This window comes from Myroides sp. LoEW2-1, from assembly GCF_009767705.1.
GTDB lineage: Bacteria > Bacteroidota > Bacteroidia > Flavobacteriales > Flavobacteriaceae > Flavobacterium > Flavobacterium album_A.
Genome location: NZ_WSPP01000214.1, coordinates 1 through 20,489, shown reverse-complemented (window position 1 = coordinate 20,489; position 20,489 = coordinate 1). Strand labels below are relative to the sequence as shown.

18 protein-coding genes are annotated in these 20,489 nt (G+C 34.7%); 10 read left to right on the top strand and 8 right to left on the bottom strand.

What is annotated here, in order from left to right; translation table 11 throughout:
* Positions 1-262: 262 nt before the first annotated feature.
* From GOQ24_RS12185 to GOQ24_RS12170, 4 genes are read right to left on the bottom strand one after another with little or no spacing between them, the layout of a single operon-like run.
* Complete coding sequence (locus GOQ24_RS12185) at positions 263-619, bottom strand: arsenate reductase family protein (RefSeq protein WP_155091948.1); 357 nt, start codon at positions 617-619, stop codon at positions 263-265.
* 1 nt (position 620) lies between these two features.
* Positions 621-851 (bottom strand): ferredoxin, encoded by a 231-nt coding sequence (locus tag GOQ24_RS12180; RefSeq protein WP_006257855.1) that lies wholly within the window; start codon positions 849-851, stop codon positions 621-623.
* Positions 851-2,092 (bottom strand): peptidase U32 family protein, encoded by a 1,242-nt coding sequence (locus GOQ24_RS12175; RefSeq protein ID WP_155091947.1) that lies wholly within the window; start codon positions 2,090-2,092, stop codon positions 851-853. The genes GOQ24_RS12180 and GOQ24_RS12175 overlap by 1 nt, the downstream gene beginning before the upstream one ends.
* Positions 2,093-2,103: 11 nt before the next feature.
* A complete protein-coding gene (locus GOQ24_RS12170) occupies positions 2,104-3,462 on the bottom strand; it encodes a rhodanese-related sulfurtransferase (protein WP_155091946.1) in 1,359 nt (452 codons plus the stop codon).
* A gap of 357 nt (positions 3,463-3,819) precedes the next feature.
* Here GOQ24_RS12170 and GOQ24_RS12165 point away from each other — a divergent pair, with 357 nt between their 5' ends.
* The 4 genes from GOQ24_RS12165 to recA all read left to right on the top strand — a co-directional run bounded on the left by GOQ24_RS12165 (position 3,820) and on the right by recA (position 9,612).
* Entirely contained in the window at positions 3,820-4,143 is a 324-nt protein-coding gene (locus GOQ24_RS12165) for a DUF4870 domain-containing protein (protein ID WP_155091945.1), read from the top strand.
* Positions 4,144-4,359: 216 nt separating this feature from the next.
* Positions 4,360-6,930 carry a DUF2339 domain-containing protein gene (locus tag GOQ24_RS12160; RefSeq protein WP_155091944.1) on the top strand — a complete coding sequence of 857 codons (2,571 nt, stop codon included), beginning with the start codon at positions 4,360-4,362 and terminating at the stop codon, positions 6,928-6,930.
* Positions 6,931-6,947: 17 nt separating this feature from the next.
* Positions 6,948-8,183, top strand: a complete 1,236-nt coding sequence (locus GOQ24_RS12155) for a hypothetical protein (RefSeq protein ID WP_155091943.1) — start codon at positions 6,948-6,950, stop codon at positions 8,181-8,183.
* Between the two features lie 424 nt (positions 8,184-8,607).
* Complete coding sequence (gene recA / locus GOQ24_RS12150) at positions 8,608-9,612, top strand: recombinase RecA (RefSeq protein ID WP_155091942.1); 1,005 nt, start codon at positions 8,608-8,610, stop codon at positions 9,610-9,612.
* Between the two features lie 224 nt (positions 9,613-9,836).
* Here recA and GOQ24_RS12145 read toward each other — a convergent pair whose 3' ends face one another.
* Positions 9,837-10,139, bottom strand: a complete 303-nt coding sequence (locus tag GOQ24_RS12145; protein ID WP_155091941.1) for a hypothetical protein — start codon at positions 10,137-10,139, stop codon at positions 9,837-9,839.
* Positions 10,140-10,855: 716 nt separating this feature from the next.
* Here GOQ24_RS12145 and GOQ24_RS12140 point away from each other — a divergent pair.
* The gene (locus GOQ24_RS12140; protein WP_155091940.1) at positions 10,856-11,827 is read left to right on the top strand and encodes a hypothetical protein; all 972 of its coding nucleotides are present in this window, start codon (positions 10,856-10,858) and stop codon (positions 11,825-11,827) included.
* 57 nt (positions 11,828-11,884) lie between these two features.
* Here GOQ24_RS12140 and GOQ24_RS12135 read toward each other — a convergent pair whose 3' ends face one another.
* Positions 11,885-12,643 carry a lysophospholipid acyltransferase family protein gene (locus GOQ24_RS12135; protein WP_155091939.1) on the bottom strand — a complete coding sequence of 253 codons (759 nt, stop codon included), beginning with the start codon at positions 12,641-12,643 and terminating at the stop codon, positions 11,885-11,887.
* 141 nt (positions 12,644-12,784) lie between these two features.
* Here GOQ24_RS12135 and trpS point away from each other — a divergent pair, with 141 nt between their 5' ends.
* Positions 12,785-13,765 carry a tryptophan--tRNA ligase gene (trpS, locus tag GOQ24_RS12130; protein ID WP_155091938.1) on the top strand — a complete coding sequence of 327 codons (981 nt, stop codon included), beginning with the start codon at positions 12,785-12,787 and terminating at the stop codon, positions 13,763-13,765.
* A gap of 35 nt (positions 13,766-13,800) precedes the next feature.
* Here the strand turns inward: trpS and dprA are convergent, their stop codons facing one another.
* The gene (dprA, locus tag GOQ24_RS12125) at positions 13,801-14,919 is read right to left on the bottom strand and encodes a DNA-processing protein DprA (protein ID WP_160339811.1); all 1,119 of its coding nucleotides are present in this window, start codon (positions 14,917-14,919) and stop codon (positions 13,801-13,803) included.
* A gap of 189 nt (positions 14,920-15,108) precedes the next feature.
* Between dprA and GOQ24_RS12120 the strand changes: the two genes are divergently transcribed.
* The 3 genes from GOQ24_RS12120 (at position 15,109) to GOQ24_RS12110 (ending at position 17,418) form a co-directional block, all read left to right on the top strand.
* Positions 15,109-16,032, top strand: a complete 924-nt coding sequence (locus GOQ24_RS12120) for an SPOR domain-containing protein (RefSeq protein ID WP_155091936.1) — start codon at positions 15,109-15,111, stop codon at positions 16,030-16,032.
* Positions 16,033-16,108: 76 nt separating this feature from the next.
* Complete coding sequence (locus GOQ24_RS12115) at positions 16,109-16,621, top strand: acyl-CoA thioesterase (RefSeq protein WP_155091935.1); 513 nt, start codon at positions 16,109-16,111, stop codon at positions 16,619-16,621.
* A gap of 8 nt (positions 16,622-16,629) precedes the next feature.
* Complete coding sequence (locus GOQ24_RS12110) at positions 16,630-17,418, top strand: S1/P1 nuclease (protein ID WP_155091934.1); 789 nt, start codon at positions 16,630-16,632, stop codon at positions 17,416-17,418.
* Positions 17,419-17,476: 58 nt separating this feature from the next.
* Here GOQ24_RS12110 and GOQ24_RS12105 read toward each other — a convergent pair whose 3' ends face one another.
* Positions 17,477-18,799, bottom strand: coding sequence for a hypothetical protein (locus tag GOQ24_RS12105; protein ID WP_160339810.1), 1,323 nt, complete (start codon positions 18,797-18,799; stop codon positions 17,477-17,479).
* Positions 18,800-19,209: 410 nt separating this feature from the next.
* Here GOQ24_RS12105 and hflX point away from each other — a divergent pair, with 410 nt between their 5' ends.
* Positions 19,210-20,442, top strand: coding sequence for a GTPase HflX (hflX, locus tag GOQ24_RS12100; protein ID WP_155091933.1), 1,233 nt, complete (start codon positions 19,210-19,212; stop codon positions 20,440-20,442).
* Positions 20,443-20,489: the final 47 nt, after the last annotated feature.

Here is a 20,489-nt window from a genome sequence, read left to right as displayed (position 1 = left end):
AAATTAACATTTATAATACAATCCCTTAAATGAAAGAAATCAAATAAAAACGACATACCGTCTATACTTATACCAATATTTATCCCAAATAATTATTGAATAAAAAACATTGACATAAAATAGCAATAAGAAGATTAGTTGCCTTACAAGAAGAAATAATTTTGTCTTTACGAGACTTCAAATGTTGTCCTACCACTACATAACCAAACAAAAAATGGCCAACATTGCTGTTGGCCATTAGTTATTAGCAGGTTTATGCCTACTATTTATTCTTTACTTGTTCGATAGCAGCCTCTACTACTTTCTTACTATTCCCGACATAAATGTTACCATCGATAAACATTACTGGGCGATTTAGAAAAGTGTATTGCTCCAGAATAAGCTTTTTAAAATCATCTTCTTGAAGATTCTTGTCTTTTAATCCTTCGCTTTTGTACAGTTGAGCACGCTTATTGAATAGTTTTTCATAACTACCCACTTGCTTATACATTTCTTCTAACTGTGCTGCTGTCACAGGATTCTTCTTAATCTCTTGTAGTTCAAACGTATCTAATTCAGGCATTTCAGCCATGATACGCTTACATGTCGTACAAGTACTTAAATAATATATCTTTCTCATCTTATACATCTTTTACGGTAATGATATGTACTGGACAAACTTTCTCTGCTTGTTCACATGCCTCTAAAATAGTATAATCTGGCGACTTAAGTGTATGAAATCCCTTATTATTCACAGATTTCAATAAGACAGTCTTTCCGTCTTTCTTAGACATCTGAAACTGCTGAGGAGCAACCTCAACACAATAATTACATCCGATACACTTATCGCGTTGTAGCGTAACTATGACCATTATGCCTCTACTATTTTATACAGCTTATCAGATAAGCGAATTCTAAACGGAATTTTGATTGTACAGTCATCTCCTTTAGTCGCTTTCTCTACCTTCTGCTCATTGACGAATAGTTCTTCTACGATCAACTCTTGTGCTCCTGTACTCGGTCCAGTAATCAAGATCTTATCACCAATCTTGATATCATAAGCTTCAATTTTAAACTCTCCGATAGACGCTTTTTGGAAATAGTGAGCCGCTTTACCTACATACACTTTTTTCTGAGTGGCATTACTACCTGGGTTGTCACTCCACTCTCCTAATTTCTGTCCTAAGTAATATCCACTCCAGAATCCACGGTTATATACCGTTTCTAAAGCTTTCATCCACTCTGCTACTTTCTCTTGAGAGTAAGTACCATCAGCGATAGCATCGATAGCCTCACGATAGGTACGAATCACAGTTGCTACATACTCAGGAGCTCTACCTCTACCCTCTATCTTCAGTACTTTGGTTCCTGCATCGATCACTTGATCTAAGAAATCTAAGGTACATAAGTCCTTAGGTGACATCATATACTCATTGTCTATCTCGATCTCAAAACCACTCTCTTGGTCTATTACCGTGTATTTCTTACGACAGTTTTGTTTACACGCTCCTCTGTTTGCAGAAGAGTTATGTGAGTGAAGGCTTAAATAGCACTTCCCTGATACAGCCATACACAAAGCTCCATGACCGAAGATCTCTATCTCTACCAAATTACCAGAAGGCCCTTTCACCTGTTCTCTTTCGATAGCTTCAGTGATCTTTTTTACTTGTCGCAAACTCAGCTCGCGAGATAGCACGATCGTATCAGCGAATAAGCTATAAAACTTAACAGTCTCAATGTTTGTGACATTTAGTTGAGTAGAGATATGTACTTCTAACCCGATCGCTCTTGCAGATGCGATCACTGCCTGGTCAGACGCGATCACTGCTGTAAGCCCTGCCTCTTTTGCCTTATTCAATAAAGTCTTAACCACTGATAAGTCGTGGTCATAAACGATAGTGTTTAACGTCAAATAAGTACGTACATTCTTCTCTTTACATCTTCTCGCAATCTCTTCTAAATCATCAATAGAAAAGTTTACCGTAGAACGCGCACGCATATTTAACTGGTCTACTCCGAAATACACTGAGTCTGCACCGTTATCTAACGCGGCCTGTAAAGACTCGAAGTTACCTGCAGGAGCCATAAGCTCTACTCTTCCTGAAACTGTCATATTCTTAATGCTTAATCTATTATTTTATACAATTGGTCGTTTTTACGAATACGGAAACCTAATTCCATAGTCATCTTATCTCCATTATTAGCTGTACTAACTTCCGCTCCATTTACCATCATCTTCTCTATTGTTAGTCTCTCATCACCTGTAGTAGGCCCTACGATAGCTACTTTATCTCCAACATTTAACTCCTTGTCAACAATAAACTGCCCTACACTTGCTTTAGTAAAGTAATGCTGTGCTGTACCAATAAGTACTTTTCGCTCTGCTTGTTTCTTGCGGATTTGTGTTACTGCACTTACTTTCACTGCCTTCACTTCATCCGTAGCTTTGCGTTCTTTCTGGAACTTTAATGCCTCCGAACGCCCTTTCTTGAATACTAAGTTTCCTTTTTGTACTCCTTGGCGCAGGCGCTTTTGCTCTTCTATAGGCATTTGGATAATATCCAAACACTCATCAGAACAACATCCGTGCATCTGCTCAGCACATTCGTAACACTGAATGAATAACAAATGACATCCTTCATTTGCACAGTTTACGTGAGTATCACATGGTTTACCACACTGGTGGCAGTTAGAGATAATATCGTCTGTGATACGCTCTCCTAAACGGTGGTCAAACACGAAGTTCTTTCCGATGAACTTACTCTCTAATCCTTCCGCCTTTACCTGACGAGTGTATTCGATAATACCTCCTTCTAATTGGTAAACATTCTTAAACCCGTTGTGTTTAAAGTAAGCGGATGCTTTCTCACAGCGGATACCTCCTGTACAGTACATCAGTAGGTTTTTCTCCTCTTTGATGTCTTCTAACTGGTCTTTAATGATTGGCAGTGATTCACGGAATGTGTCCACGTCTGGAGTAATCGCTCCTACGAAGTGCCCTACTTCACTCTCATAGTGGTTTCTAAAGTCCACTACTACCGTATTCGGGTCTTCTAATAACTCGTTGAATTCTTTTGCCTTTAAGTGAATTCCCTTATTCGTCACATCGAATGTATCATCGTTCAATCCGTCTGCTACGATCTTGTGTCTAACCTTTACTGTTAGCTTTAAGAATGATAAGTCATCTTGCTCTACAGCTACATTCAGGCGAATACCTTTCATAAAGTCGTATTGCTCTAAAGTCTCTCTAAATGCATCAAACTTAGATGCAGGTACAGACATCTGAGCATTGATCCCCTCATGAGCTACATAAGTACGTCCTAAAGCGTCTAATGCATCCCAAGCCAGGAATAAGTCATCTCTAAATTGTTGTGGGTTTTCTATTTTGGCGTACGCATAGAAAGATAAAGTCAAACGGTTCTCTCCCGCTTGTTCGATAAGTTCTGCTCTTTCCTCTGCGCTTAATGTGTTATACAGTTGCATGCTATATACTTTTAAGTGTAGATTATATATGTTTGAAATTCTAAATGGAAGAATTTCGGTGCAAAGATACTATTTTGATTGACAAATGAGAATTGAACATCAAAAAAAATACTTAAAACACTAATTATCAATCCATTCTTTAAAAAAGCAGTTATCCTAAACCTACTAAGATTAACAACGAAAAACTGCCTACCAAACAAAACCGACAACATCACATACCATGATCGATCAAAAAAAAGAACTGTCAAAAGTAGCCTAAAAACTCCCTATAATCAGCCATTTTCGCCCCATTTACACCTATAATTGACGATAATTGTAAGATTTCTATAGATATTTGCTCCAGTAAAAAATCGAAAAATGAATAATAAAACACTTGCAATTGTATCATACATTACAATTATCGGATGGTTAATAGCCTATTTTATGGGAAAAGAAAAAGCAGATAATTTTTTAAAGTATCACCTCAGACAATCATTTGGAGTAATGATTGCATCAGTAGTATTAAACGTAGTTTTAAATATTGTGGTAAAAATTGTACCTGCTCTATCGTTCTTAGGTTTAGTTGGATTAGTCATATTAGTGCTTTGGATCATTGGCATCCTCAATGCTCTGAAAGGGGAATCAAAACCATTGCCACTTATCGGAGAATGGTCAAATAAAACATTTACATTCATTAAGTAAAACCAAACACTCAACGTATACGAAAGAAGTTAATTTTATAGTTAACTTCTTTTTTTTATTTCAAATACTCTTTTGTTTAAACAAAATATAATATCCTATCATAATTAACACATACTTATATTTATAATTATTATTTAACTAATTTTACAAAATAACACTACTTGAATTTGCGAGATAGGAACTTCAAGAACTATTATTCATTTAAACTACGCATGTATGGATGGTTTTTTAACACTTTGCTTTATAGCAATCATTGTACTATTACTCGTTATAAACAGTAAGGTAAAAGGACTAAATAATAATATAGACAGTACAAACAAAAAAGTCAATACAGCTTTGAGTATGTTAAATGGTTTATATGAAAAGATGCAGCGCCTCGAGCAGACATTAGGAACAGCAGATCAGATAGCAAAAAAACCTATACAAACACCTGAACCTGCAAAAAAGGAAGAAACAAAAAGACCTGTTGCACCAATATCTAATCCTATAGAGCGTGCTCCAATACCAGAAGTTCGCTCCACTGATACGGCACAAAAAGAAAATTACAAAAAGGTCGATGAGCCAATAAAACAAGAAGCTGTACCTCCTACTGAGGAAAAAATAGAACCGAAGATTTCAGAAAATATTTTGAAAATAAGTGCTCCTGAAATTAAGAAAGAGGACACAAAACCGACAAAGATCACAACTGCAACATCTACTGATCATTTTCAAAATAAACTATTACAACAGTTAAAGAATATCAATTGGCTTAACACTATTGGAATTTTCACACTCGTATTAGGGATAGGTTTCTTTGTTAAATATGCAATTGATCAAAATTGGATAAATGAAATTGGCCGTGTTGCCATCGGAATACTAACAGGGGGAATTTTAATAGGAATCGCCCATAAACTTAGTCAGAAATATCACGCCTTCTCCTCCATACTCATGGGAGGTGGTTTTGCAACATTTTATGTTACGATTACCATTGCTTTTAGAGAATATGAAGTATTTAATCAGATTACAGCTTTTGTTATTTTAATCATCATCACCGTACTCTGTGTACTACTTTCAATTGGATATAAGCGACAAGAACTGACTATATTTGGGTTGATTGGGGGGATGTTAGCTCCGCTTTTAGTGAGTAGTGGCTCAGGCAATCATTTAGTCCTTTTCTCTTACATTTTACTACTAAACAGTGGTGTTCTAATTGTTGCCTACAAAAAGGAATGGTTTATTGTAAACAAATTTAGTTACGTCTTAACTATCTTATACTTCTATACATGGGTAGTATCCAAATATAAAGTAGATTACATCTTGTCTGCTGCCATATTCAATATCTTGTTTTTTATACAATTGGGTGGTTTTATGGTTCTGCGCTACCTCAAAACCAATATCGAAAAGATTCAAATAAGACAACTTATATTCTTTTCGCTATTAAATATCATTATTTTAATAAATGCTATCAAAATTTTCCACAACAAAACGGAGGTTAACTACCTGGGGGTATATCTTATATTATTAGCACTGATAAATGTAGCCTTTTTGGTTATCATAAAGAAAACAACAAAATTTGAAGTTCATTCAAATTTAGGCTACACACTATTGGGATTAATAGTAGGATTTGTTTCCTTGAGTATTCCCATGCAATTAGATGGAAACTATATCACAGTAGCCTGGGCAGTGGAGATGGCTGTACTATATTTCATTTGGAATAAAACCAAGGTTAATTTGTTCCGCATGGGATTCTTTATCCTATCCATACTTACCTTGATTTCCTATATTTATTCTGCAACACTATTCAATCCTGTGGAAATATACGAGGATTTGGATCCTACTCCAATTTTGCCAATTATAATAAATAAATTTACAATGACTGGTATCTTTTTTATACTGTCTGTTTATGTGATTAAAAGATTAGCAGCAAAAAGCGAAATAGACGAAAGTGAAACTAAGGGATTGAAAAACATAGCAATGCTATCAAATACTAACATTCATCAAATCATGTCAGTATCCTTCTTAGCACTGCTATATATTGTTCCTATTTTAGAATTAAGATATCAAATAACGGTTAGAATTGAAAACTTAAGCCCGACAGCTTATATGCAAACGTTTAAAAACGTAGCTATAATCACCTTTACTCTTTTCTACACCTTCATTTTTGTACTCAGATACAAACAGTCTTTTAGTAAAGCATACTATCAAATTATCTTCGCAGTAACGGTCATACTCCTGTTGATATACAACATAAGGATAAGCCATCTTCGCAGTGAGATCTTCATGCGAGATGTATATCCTAAAGCCTATTTTCTAATCCATTTTATAGCTATTGTGGTAGGTATGTCCTTGCTAATTTGGTTATACAAAAGGCAGAAACAAGCAGATAAAAAAAATAGAATCATTTACCTAATCATCTTGTTTGTCAGCATAGTAAGTACCTTGTCTGTAGAACTTGACAACCTCAGCATTTGGATAATTAATGATGTCGAAAGATATACTTCTATTTTAAGTAATGTACATTCGTATGGTTACCCAATTTTATGGGGATTATTAGCTATGGTTCCGATGATTGTAGGAATAAAACAAAACGATGTTGACTTGAGAAAGTTATCCTTAGGAAGTTTTGCATTAATCATTGCTAAATTTTACTTGTACGATGTCTGGAACATGACTCAAGGTGGAAAGATAATCTCATTTGTCATCTTAGGTATAATCTTATTAGTTGTTTCATTTATGATGGAACGCATAAAGCTTCTTGTCAAAGACCAAGATCAAAATAATGATACCTCATCTATCACAAAGGAGTAATAATTAAAGAATCTCTAATGAAAAAAATATATACAATAGCGCTTGTCATACTGAGTACCTACTTTTTAAGTACTCAAGTAGGACATGCTCAATCCAAAACATATACAACTACTATTGCTCCTATAACAGAGAGTGGTTATTACAATATTAAACTAGACAATAGAATAGCAGGTGAAGCTAGTAGCAACTTCTCTAACCTGCGTATAATGCAACGAGATAGTTTAAGTTTTGCAACAACAGAAGTACCATACTTTATCAGAAATGTACAACCGACTTCTAAAGAAACAAAAATCATTGAATACCAAACATCTACCTTAGTAGAACGAGATAGTATTAATCGATTTGTTATACACAATCCTGAAGCAAAAAAGGTCTCAGACTTTTACATCAATATCAATAAAGCGGACGTATCTATACACGCATCTGTACGTGGAAGTAATGACAATCAAAGCTGGTTTATAGTAAAACAAAAAACTCCTATTTATACTTATACATCGTCAAATGATAGTGAAGTAACTTTGTTTATCACTATACCAGAAGGTCGCTATAAATACTATGAGATGGAATTGATCAATAATCAATCCGCTCCTTTAAAACTCAATAAAGTAAGCACTGCTGTAGATACAAAAACCTATGGACAGTTTAGCCCTACTTTACTAAAGTATGCAGATAGTAAAGTCAACAATAAAAACAAAACGTCTATACTATACTTTGCAAAACAACAATATCAATATAGGCTAAATAAGCTATTAATAGAAATAGACTCTCCAAAAGATTATTATCGAAAAGCGATTTTAAGAGACTCTCTAACTAAAACTAATATCTCATTTATACTCTCATCTAAAAATCGAAATGAGTTTATACTAGATGATATATTAGTACAGAATCCGTATATCGAAATCTACAATGGAGATAATACCCCCTTAGTAGTCAAAGCAGTTAATACATATTCATTAACACGCTTCGCTACAGCTTACCTAAATGCCAATACGTCGTATACTGTAAATATAATAGGAGACGAGTATGATACCCCAGAATATGATATACAACACTTTAAAAATGATATACCGTCATCACTTCCTATAGTAGAGACTCATGATTTTCAATTCAATCAATTTCAAAAAGCAAGTCCGGAGGAAATAAAAAAAGCAAATAACGCCATACAATCTATTATACTATGGGGAGTAATAATCATCGTAGGGCTTGTCATCGCATTAATCTGCTATAAAACATTCAAAAAGCAAGATAACTAACAAGTTTTCAATTTTATATCACCCCAACGAACAAAGTGCTCATTGGGGTGTTCTTTTTTGTTTAAAAATCACGATCATATCACCTAAAATTACTTACAAGTCAATTCTGAAAAAGCCAAGTAACACAAATTAGCAGTGAGCGAAAAAGAACAAAATCTACCTCTGAGATTGACAAACCCCTATGCGTACTCCAGGCAAATTCCCCCCTACGCGAAGTACTTAAATAGCCAGCTATTCCCTTAAGGTACATGGCTAAAGCTTACACAAAAAAAAGAATTAAAAACAAAAGCTATCACAATACTGAATAATGTAGCAGTTTACTTCCATAAAACTGCTATAATTTATAGCATAATGATTATACACTCTTGGCAAGTAAATAAATTATATTACTTTTACATCAGTAAGAACCTATTTTTGTAATAAAATGAGTGCAGATAAAGAAGCAAAACTAAAAGCGTTACAGCTAACGCTAGACAAACTAGATAAAACTTACGGTAAAGGTACTGTAATGAAATTAGGAGATACAGCTGTTGAAGAAGTTGAAGTGATTTCGTCAGGTTCTCTAGGGGTAGACTTAGCTTTAGGTGTAGGAGGATATCCAAAAGGAAGAATTATAGAGATATATGGACCCGAATCATCAGGTAAAACGACCTTAACGCTACATGCAATTGCAGAAGCTCAAAAAGCAGGAGGTATAGCAGCTTTCATTGATGCGGAGCACGCATTTGATCGTTTTTATGCACAAAAATTAGGTATCGATATTGACAACCTTATCATTTCTCAACCTGACAATGGGGAACAAGCACTTGAAATTGCAGAAAATCTAATTCGTTCAGGTGCTATTGACATCGTTGTTATTGACTCTGTAGCTGCCTTAACTCCAAAAAGTGAGATTGAAGGAGAAATGGGAGATTCTAAAATGGGATTACATGCTCGTTTGATGTCTCAAGCATTAAGAAAGCTTACTTCTACGATTAACAAAACGAATTGTACTGTATTCTTCATTAACCAGTTGCGTGATAAAATTGGTGTGATGTTCGGTAACCCAGAGACGACAACAGGTGGTAATGCCTTAAAATTCTACGCATCGGTTCGTGTTGATATCCGTAAGTCTACTCAAATAAAAGATGGAGATAACGTAATCGGAAACAGAACTAAAGTAAAAATCGTTAAGAATAAAGTGGCTCCTCCATTTAGAACAGCGGAATTTGACATCATGTATGGGGAAGGAGTTTCTAAAGTAGGTGAAGTACTTGACTTAGCAGTTGACTATGAAATTGTAAAGAAAAGCGGTTCTTGGTTTAGCTATGGAGATACTAAATTAGGACAAGGTCGCGATGCAGTAAAAGCAATCATCAAGGATAATCCTGAATTAATGGAAGAACTTGAAGAAAGAATTAAAGAAGAAATCAAGAATAAAGAAGCTTAAAATATATTCTATCCATATACATAAGCCCTCTAATAACGCAAGTTGTTAGGGGCTTTTTTTTAATATTGTAATCTCACACTATGCAGTCGTAACAACAACAAGTACGATAGCTAAACCTAAAAAGGCTTGAGTAGCCATTTAATCATATGTATTCCCAAAGTACCCTTCTACTGATTAAAGCACAGAATTATTGGTAGAAATAAGAGATTTACTCCCCAATCTATTTATCGCATCTCTGGTCCTAAAAAAACACTATATGCAAAACACCACATGACTAGATAAGCAATCAGACCAAGTATATCAACATATTTTTCTTCTTTATCTGCTTCGGGTGAAGAAGCGTTGCGAACAACGAATCTTACATAACAGATAACTGATATAAAAATCAAAAAACTCATGAACCAAGCTGAAATAAACTTACTCAGTAAACCATGTGATCGCTCAATAACCAAATATGCTAATAAGAAGGGAATACTACCACAAATAGTACGCAAAGCTACTCTACCAATCAGACGCAAAATATTCATACACACAATAATTATTAGTAACACTTAAAAACTGTAAGTCAGCACTCAATACGTTAACAAAACACTGACAACTAAGAAAACAAACAGATAAACAAATAACCAAAACAACGTAAGCCAATCTATATATCGCTGTGATTTTGAGTATTTAGTAAACAATCGAATAACAATCACCAATACGTACAAAAACACAAGGCAACACAAAAACAGCAAAGCATAGTAAAACCTCCACTGTAAATCAATACGGCTGGGAGACGTGAAAATACAAATGCCAGATACAACAATGAAGATAACCGCAAATATTGTCAAACGCTCACGCAACTCTTTTCGAAACAACTGATATTCAGAAAGCATATATTACTATTAAAATACAAGAAGAAATTACAATAGCTATCGATAAAGAACTCAAATACTCCACAAATAGAAAGGAATGACTCAAAACTTTTTACCTCTCCAAAACAGAGAGTCTTTTCGGTAAAGATCCAAATTCTTCAATAACATTAAAAAACACACAATAAATTAACTCGAATACAACGCATACATATCCTAACATCCACACGCAACAAACTCATTCTAAGTTTTTATTATAAATTTAATTAAAAATAGTCATAAATACTGAGTAATCACACCTTAAACACATGTATTAAAAAAGTATTTTTAACTATGCAGCCTGTATTGAAAACATTAGTTTTGCACTTTTAAAAACTCAAAAATTCACTATGAAATCAAGACTATTAGCACTATTGCTAACAATTACAACCTTTCTAAGTTGTGATGATCCCTTCAAAAGACAAGATTTTTATCTATCCAATCCAACTGACAAAGAAATTACAGTATCTATAGATGATAAAAAATACACCTTAGCACCCAATACTTTTGAGGTACTAAAGTTAGACAGTGGAATACACCAATTAGAATACAATGGACAAAAAAATAAGTTCAATGTATTCAAACAAAACTCAGGAGGAATTATCAACCCAACTTTAGAACCACACTATATCTTCTCGATGGTATACGCTACAGAAGGCAACTTTGACAAATTTCGTTCGACTGCGAGAGAAGTAGTTATTGATGATGTACTTTATCAAGATAATATTAAATCGACAAATGCTCTTTTTATAGATAATAACCTATACAGATGTACGTACTTCTTAGGTGAAGAATACCCTACTGAACAGATTACACATAATAAAAATGCAGTTGGTAATTTTTTCAATAAATTCTTTACTAAGGCTGAGTTCATCGCTTTCTACGATGAAGATTTACCTGCTGAGAACAAAGGTTTTCACCAACAAAATAAGGTTGCTGGTGGTGTATGTACCATAACAGAACCAAGCGTTTTAGAATTAAAGCTGCCAATTCTTACACAAGCATCAGATCCTAATAACAGTTCTTTGAATGAAGATCTTTTAAATAAAGCAGATTCACAGGAAATAGATTCTCAAGAAGACAATCCTTATGCAGATTTAGTTGCCTCGTATAAAAAAGAAATGCAGTTAGTCGAAGAATTCAAAATTTCTACAGACACTGAACGTCAGAAAGAAATTCAAAAAGAGCTATTTGATCTCTCTATGAATCGTACTAAGCTTGACATTAACTACAGGAATCTGTCAACCGAACAAAACCAATCTATGAATGACTTTGTTCATGCCAGTGGAAGAATTTCTGGAGCTGGAATAATACAACTGTAAACCATAAACCAAACTATAATTAAAAAGCGATGAGATCCTGTAGATCTCATCGCTTTCCTATTTCTTAGCATATTGATTCTCCCAGTTCAATACCGGCTTATAGAGCAAATCAAAAGCTGTCTCTTTAAGTTCTTTCTTGTGTTCTAAAGTAAGGCCCTTTGTTTCGATACACGGAAACACCTTAACAGGGACTACGCCAGGATGACCAATTCCCCAAACAAAAGGAAAAAAGTGTCTTAAATGCCCAAAGGCAAAGGGCACAATCGGAATTTGATGATCTATAGCCAAGCGAAAGGCTCCATCTTTAAAACTATCTAAGATTATCGTTCTATCGTCGTTGACGCCACCTTCGGGAAAAATACAAATACTAAGTCCCTTATTGATGCGATCTTGTGCACTATCAAAAACTTTCTTCTTACTTCTCGCGTCCTTTCGGTCAACGAGAATACAAGTGCGTTTATAGAAGAAACCAAAAATAGGCAACTTGGATAATTCAGCTTTTCCAACAAATACAAAAGGATTGTCTTTGACCAAGATAAGCATCATCATTATATCTAACATAGAAGTATGGTTGGCAATCAACATATAACTCTTGCCTTTCTCAATCGGGTGATTTTCTTCAATATGGAACCTCATCCCTATTCCATAAAAAGTAAGTATGGCCCATAACCTCGCCAATTTAAAGAAATAAGAGTAGGTCTTGTCTGACCAAATGGTCAACAACAAAAAAGGGGATAGAATCAAGATCACAATGACCATCCAGATATAAAACCACAATCTCCAAAGCGAACTGAAAAATACAGCTAAACTGTTCATCGTATGTATTTGAATAATGTTTATAAACTAAACTCAAAAATAAACAATTCTACTTCCGTGAAAGCACATTAGCAGTAAAAACACAGTCTATAAAATTCATTTCACTTATCTTTGCTACTTTAAAATAATTAATATCACGCAATGGCTAAAATTCTAACAGGAGTTCAAAGCACAGGAACTCCACACTTAGGGAATCTTTTAGGAGCTATTCTACCTGCAGTAGAAATGGCAAACAGAAAAGATAATGAGTCTTTTATTTTTATTGCGAACTTGCATTCAGCAACGCAAATAAAAGACGCAAAAACGTTACAAGACAATACCTATAGTGTTGCGGCTACTTGGCTTGCTTGTGGTGTAGACGTTAATCATGTAACTTTTTACCGCCAGTCAGATGTACCGCAAACAACTGAACTTACATGGTACTTAAGTTGCTTCTTTCCATTTCAACGTTTAACATTAGCCCATTCGTTTAAAGATAAAGCAGATGTTTTATCAGATGTTAATGCTGGTTTGTTTACCTATCCTATGCTAATGGCTGCAGATATCTTGTTGTATGACGCAGAGTTTGTCCCTGTTGGAAAAGATCAGTTACAGCACTTAGAAATCACTCGTGATGTAGCCTCTCGATTCAACCACCAAATGGGTGAAACTTTTGTATTGCCAGAGGCTAAGATTCAAGAAGAAGTAATGGTGGTACCTGGTACTGACGGAAACAAAATGAGTAAATCAAGACACAATACAATTAATATCTTCCAAACGGATAAAGTATTGCGAAAAGAAGTAATGAGCATTGAGACTGATAGTACACCACTTGAAGAACCAAAAAACCCAGATACTTGTAATGTGTTTACCATTTATAAACTATTAGCTACACCTGAGCAAGTTGAAGCTATGAGAGCTAAATACTTAGGTGGTAACTATGGCTATGGACATGCTAAACAAGAGCTATACGAACTAATCGTGGATAAATTCAAAGAGGTTCGCGAAAAATATGAATACTATATCAACAACCGAGAAGAAGTTGACCGCCTATTAGGTATTGGTGCAGAAAAAGCATCTGTAATCGCTACAAACACATTGAATAAAGTAAGAGAAAGACTTGGATATAATGTGAAGAAATAAACAGTGAAGTCGATAACTAAGGTTATCGACTTTTTTTATACTATTTCAAAATATCGACCTGGCAATGGACGGATCAAACCCTTTAGCTCCAAATTTAGCAAAGCATTACTGACTTTGTAAATAGGCAGCTCTGTCCCTAAAGCAATGAGATCCAACAGCTCCCTTTGTTCTACTACGAGGTAATCGTACACCGCTTTCTCATCCGCTGACAAATCAACAAATAATTCTGGTTGAATTGACTTGACTTTTCTACTTTCCTGATTCCAATTTAATCCCTCTACTATTTCCTTTGAACTGGTGAGGAGTTGAGCGCGTTGAGTGCGTATCACTTCATTACAACCTTGGCTTGTAATATCATTAATTCGACCAGGAACGGCAAACACTTCTCGATTATAATCATTAGCAAAAGATATAGTACTCATTGCCCCCCCTCTTAAGGCACTTTCGATAACAATCGTCGCTTGACTAAGACCGGCAACGATGCGATTGCGCTGAATGAAATTTTCTCGATCGACTTTGCTATAAAGAGGAAATTCGGTTAAAATACTACCCGACTTTTCAATTTGTTGAGCGACAAACTTATGCTGTTCTGGATAAATACGCTCAAGACCATGTCCGAGTATAGCTACAGTTTGTAAATTACAATCCAAGGCAGCTTTGTGGGCACAAATATCAATACCATAAGCCAAACCACTTACGATGATAGGATTAAACTCTGCTAAGTCACTGATAATTTTCTGACAGAAATCCATACCTCTACTACTCGGTTGTCTTGTCCCAATAATGCTAATCACTTTCCTATCTGACCAATCAAACAAGGCAGAAGATGAATAAAGTAAGATAGGGCAATCAATACACTGTTTCAATAAAAAAGGATACTTATCACTTAGGAAATAATACACCGTAATATTGTGCTTTATAATCGCCTCAATTTCAGCATCTGCTCGCTCTAAAACACGCTTATCACTCAACTTCCTTAACAAGAGGTCACTAATCTTAGGTACGAGCATTAACTCTTTTGAAGATAAGAAAAACACTTGCTTTGCACTACCAGCAAATTCAATCAAACGCTTGGCTAATATAGGCCCAATACCATTAACTTTAGTCAGTGCTATTGCGTAAAACAATTCCTCTTGAGAGATATCTGCATTCATAATTTGCTAAATATTAAGACAATTTGTATCTTTATTTAATCAACAAAAACCACTCCAAAAAAGCGTAATATAAAGGGAAACACAAGTAATTAATTAAAAGGAAATCAAACACTTATTCCTTTATGAGAATCCCGAAAATATTTGATAAAAACATTTGGTTTAAGTTTGGTTTAATGTAATTTTGCGTTTATGAATATACAGGCTTACATATCGACATTACTATATCGTTACCAATGTGTAATCGTTCCAGGTTTTGGTGCATTCTTATCAGAGATGCAATCTTCTTACTTTGACGAAAAGACAAATTCGTTTTTTCCTCCTACTAAGAAGCTATCTTTCAATGCAAACATCACCAACAACGACGGTTTATTAGCTAACCATATTGCAAGAGTGGAAAACATTGCTTTTGAACAAGCAACAAAGGCTGTAAAAGAAGTAGTTTCTCAGTGGGAAAATACCTTATTGAAAGAAGATAGTTTAACAATCGAGGGAATCGGTAGTTTCCACACAAATCAAGAAAACAAACTTGTATTTGAACCGATTGAAAATGATATCTTATTAAAAACGTCATTTGGCTTATCAGCAGTTAATGTAACGCCAATTGTTCGTACACCACTTATTACAGCTATAGAAGAAAGTGAAACTAATCGAAGAAGACCTGTATTCAACTTCTTTAAGTATGCTGCTATGCTTGCTGTTATTGCAGGAGGTGGAGCAATAGTTGTCAATGAATATGACTCTCATGTAGAGAAAGAAATATTACAAATGGAAAAAACGGTACAATCACAAGTACAAAACAAAATACAACAAGCTACATTTGTAATTGAGCCATCTGCTACAACAATTACCTTACCCGTAAAAGAGGAAATTGAGCAAAAAAATGACACGCCTTATTACATTATCGCTTGTGCCTTCAGAAATGGAGAAACAGCACAACAGGAGGCTTTAAAATTAAAAACAAACGGATATCCAACAGCACAAGCATTGGAGCGTACAAAATACGGCATGTATCCAGTAACTTACGGAGGATATACTACTCAAGCAGAAGCACAAAAAGAATTGAGAAGAATCCACAGTAAACTAAATAAAGATGCGTGGATATTAGTACAATAAACAATATAACGAAATCCTGAAAACGAAATGTTTTCGGGATTTTTTATTTGTACTATATTTGCCGAAAATAAAACAAATGGACGCAAAATTCGTATCTGCATCAGCTACCTATATGACTGATTTAGTTTTACCTGGTGAAACAAATCCTTTAAATAATATGTTTGGCGGTGAATTATTAGCAAGAATGGATAGAGCTGCAGGAATCGCAGCAAGAAGACATTCGCGTAGAGTATGTGTAACAGCATCAGTAAATCACGTAGCTTTTAATAGACCTATTCCATTAGGTAGTGTTGTAACCGTAGAAGCTAAAATATCAAGAGCATTTAATAGCTCAATGGAAGTATATCTTGATGTATGGATTGAAGACAGAGAATCTGGCTCAAAAAAGAAAGCTAATGAAGCTATCTATACTTTTGTAGCAGTAGATGATACAGGACATCCGGTTCAGATTCCAGAAATCATTCCAGAATCAGATTTGGAAAAAGAAAGATACATTGGAGCATTAAGACGCAAGCAGTTAAGCCTTGTTTTAGCAGGAAAGATGAAACCAAATGAAGCAACTGAACTAATTGCTTTATTTCAAGAATAATTAGACGTATGAAAAAACTTCTTTACTTTTTAATTGCAATACTATTTACAATGCAAACTACTGAAGTGTTTGCTTGGGGTACAACAGGTCACCGAGTTGTATCAGAAATTGCAGAAAGAAACTTAACTAAAAAGGCTAAAAAAGAAATTAGCAAAATTATAGGCAAACAGAAATTAGCTTATTGGTCAAATTGGCCAGACTTTTTGAAGTCAGACCCTTCATGGAAGTTTTCTGATTCATGGCATTACGTTAATTTACCAGGCAACTTAGACAGAGCTGCATTTGATGAAGAACTGGCTAAATCTACTGACGAAAACTTATACAAAAGAACCTTACTCTTAATAGAAGAACTGAAAAGTGATAAACTAAGCTTAGTCGAAAGACAACAAAAGCTATACTTCCTTATTCACATTATCGGTGATGCTCATCAACCACTACACATTGGTAGATTAGAGGATTTAGGGGGAAATAGAGTAAAAGTAGAATGGTTTAGAAAACCGACAAACCTTCACAGTCTTTGGGATTCGGCTTTAGTTGATTTTGACAAATACAGCTATACAGAATATGCTACTGTCTTAGATGTTCACTCAAAAGAATACAACAATAACCTTACAAAAGGATCTTTAGAAGATTGGTTATTTGATTCTTATTCGATGGCTAACAAACTTTATGATAGCGTAGAAGAAAGTGAATCATTAAGCTATAGATACCACTTTGATCACAAAGATGATGTAGAAATACAACTTTTAAAAGGAGGGCTGAGATTAGCACAAGTTTTAAACGAAATCTTCAAATAAGAAAAGGCAGAACAATATGTTCTGCCTTTTTGCTTTATAATTTATTTTTAGTCTATTATTATCTCGAATAAGTACTTCGACTACTTGAACTTGAGCTACTACTTGAAGGACGACTATAACTGCTACTTGAGCTACTCGGGCTGCTGTAAGACGAACGACTATAACTGCTACTTGAGCTACTACTTGAAGGACGACTATAACTACTGCTTGAGCTACTCGGACTACTGTAAGACGAACGACTATAGCTCCTACTTGAAGGACGACTATAGTTACTACTTGAGCTACTGCTCGGACTACTGTAAGACGAACGACTATAGTTACTACTTGAGCTACTGCTCGGACTACTGTAAGTTGAACGACTATAACCGCTGCTTGAGCTACTTGGACTGCTGTAAGTTGAACGACTATAGTTACTACTTGAGCTACTGCTCGGACTACTGTAAGTTGAACGACTATAGTTACTACTTGAGCTACTCGGACTGCTGTAAGTTGAACGGTTATAATTACTTGAATTAGCTGACTTACTTCCGCTATAAGACGTACGGCTATAGCTACTATTATTACTATTAGCGTTATTATTGCTATAGCTATTTCGGCTATACGTAGTTCTACTATAATCACCTATAGACTCTTTTCTACCGGCATTCAAATCTTGGTAATTTGTATATCCTGCGTCTTTATAGGTTGTTCTAAATGATTTTTCAGGGTTTTGTTTTTCGTAATAAGTTGTACGATTACTGCTATAGACTTGTTCAGCAGTTCGACTATATCTATATGGGTGATAAAAATAGTTGTTGTTGTAATCAATATGAGCGTGGATATGCGTAACATAACGATGTGTAGCATATGGCGAATATCCATAGTAATAACTTGGATAATAATTCCAATACCAACTTGAATGATAAGGTCTATATGAGCTTACCCAAAACAGAGAAAATAAAGGAGGTGTACTATAATACACTGGCTCATAGATATAATTCGGTCCATAAAAATATGGATTACCTACAAACTGTACGTACGTTGTCCCTCTGCGATTATCTTTTTCCACTTCAATAGTAAGAACATCTTGGTAGCGGTCAGCTCCCAAAACAGCTTGAACAATAATAACATGGGTATAATTCTCAACAACTTCCACAACACGTAGATAATCTACATACCCGTCATTGTTTAAATCTAAGTTAGATATCCTAAGTTCAGGATCGTTTAATCGGTATTCAAAATCAGCCAAATCAGAAGATTGACCAAAAATAGAGGCAACTGCTTGAATATCTAAATTATCACTTATCCCATAGCTTACAGCTTGAACTGTCGTCTTTTGGGCATAGAGTGACATACTCAACAAAGCAACTATTAAACCTATAAAATATTTCAATTCTCTCATAACAATCATTTTTAGATAGACTCATCTATTGCAATCAATAGATGCAATAAACATACCATTGATATAAAGCAAGATACAGAAAAAGACTATACACGACTTATAATAATAACTTAAATTCAACAAGAGTATTGTATTGTCGCCTTACTACTAAAGGAAACTTTCTGAGGCAATACAAGTTAGAATACCCACTTTAGATTTAAAAATAGTTCAGTACAAATTCATAGAACATCACATAAAAACAAGATAATTGATAGAAAGAAATATACATACAGGAAAATCAAAGCGCACATTGTGTAATAATCTCATGTAAACAACCTACTTAAAACAATGTTTTTGAAGTAAATACATTTTTTGAGAAGTGTAGCATATAGTCTTACATTTTTAGTAATTTTGCTCTATAATTCAGATATATGATTGAAAAAGAAGAAATAAATTTTGAACGCTCAGTAATAGTTGGAATTATTACTCAAGATCAAGATGAGTCAAAATTAAACGAATACTTAGATGAGTTAGAATTTTTGACATTTACAGCAGGAGGAGAAGTCCACAAACGTTTTTCACAAAAAATGGATAAACCAAATCCAAAAACATTTGTTGGAACTGGAAAAATGGAGGAAATACATCATTATATCGTTGAAAATGATATACACACCGTTATTTTTGATGACGAATTATCTCCTGCACAACAAAAGAACATATCTAAGATACTCGATTGCAAAGTACTTGACCGTACAAACCTAATCTTAGACATTTTTGCCCAAAGAGCACAAACGTCTTATGCGAGAACACAAGTGGAATTGGCACAGTTTCAATATCTCTTACCAAGGTTATCTGGTATGTGGACACACTTGGAGCGTCAGCGAGGTGGAATCGGAATGAGAGGACCTGGAGAAACAGAAATTGAAACCGATAGACGTATAGTTCGCGATAGAATCTCACTTTTGAGAGATAAACTAAAGGTAATTGACAAACAAATGGCTTCACAGCGCAGCAACCGCGGTGCTATGGTAAGAGTGGCATTAGTTGGGTACACCAATGTTGGAAAGTCAACTTTAATGAATGCAATTGGAAAAAGTGAAGTATTCGTTGAGAATAAATTGTTTGCAACGTTAGACACTACTGTTCGAAAAATTGTAATTGGAAATCTACCATTTTTGCTATCTGATACAGTTGGATTTATACGCAAATTACCAACTCAATTAGTAGAGTCATTTAAAAGTACTTTGGATGAGGTAAGAGAAGCTGACTTGTTATTACACGTAGTTGATATATCTCACCATGATTTCGAAGATCACATTGCATCAGTTAATGAGATTCTAAAAGATATTAAAAGTGATGATAAACCAACTATCATGGTTTTTAATAAAATAGACGCTTATGTACCTGAGACAATCGAAATAGATGATTTGATGACAGAGCGCACTTCAAAACACTATTCTATTGACGAGTGGAAAAACACATGGATGAATAAAGTAGGGCAAGATAACGCTATTTTCATCTCTGCTACCAACAAGGAAAACTTTGAAGAGTTTAGAAAGAAAGTGTATGAAAAAGTACGTGAAATACATATTACACGTTTTCCATATAACAACTTCTTGTATCCAGATTACGACCATTTATTAGAACCTGGAGGTGAAGAATAAGTAATTTGTTTATAAATATTTACTGTTAAAAAATAAAAGTAAAAAAA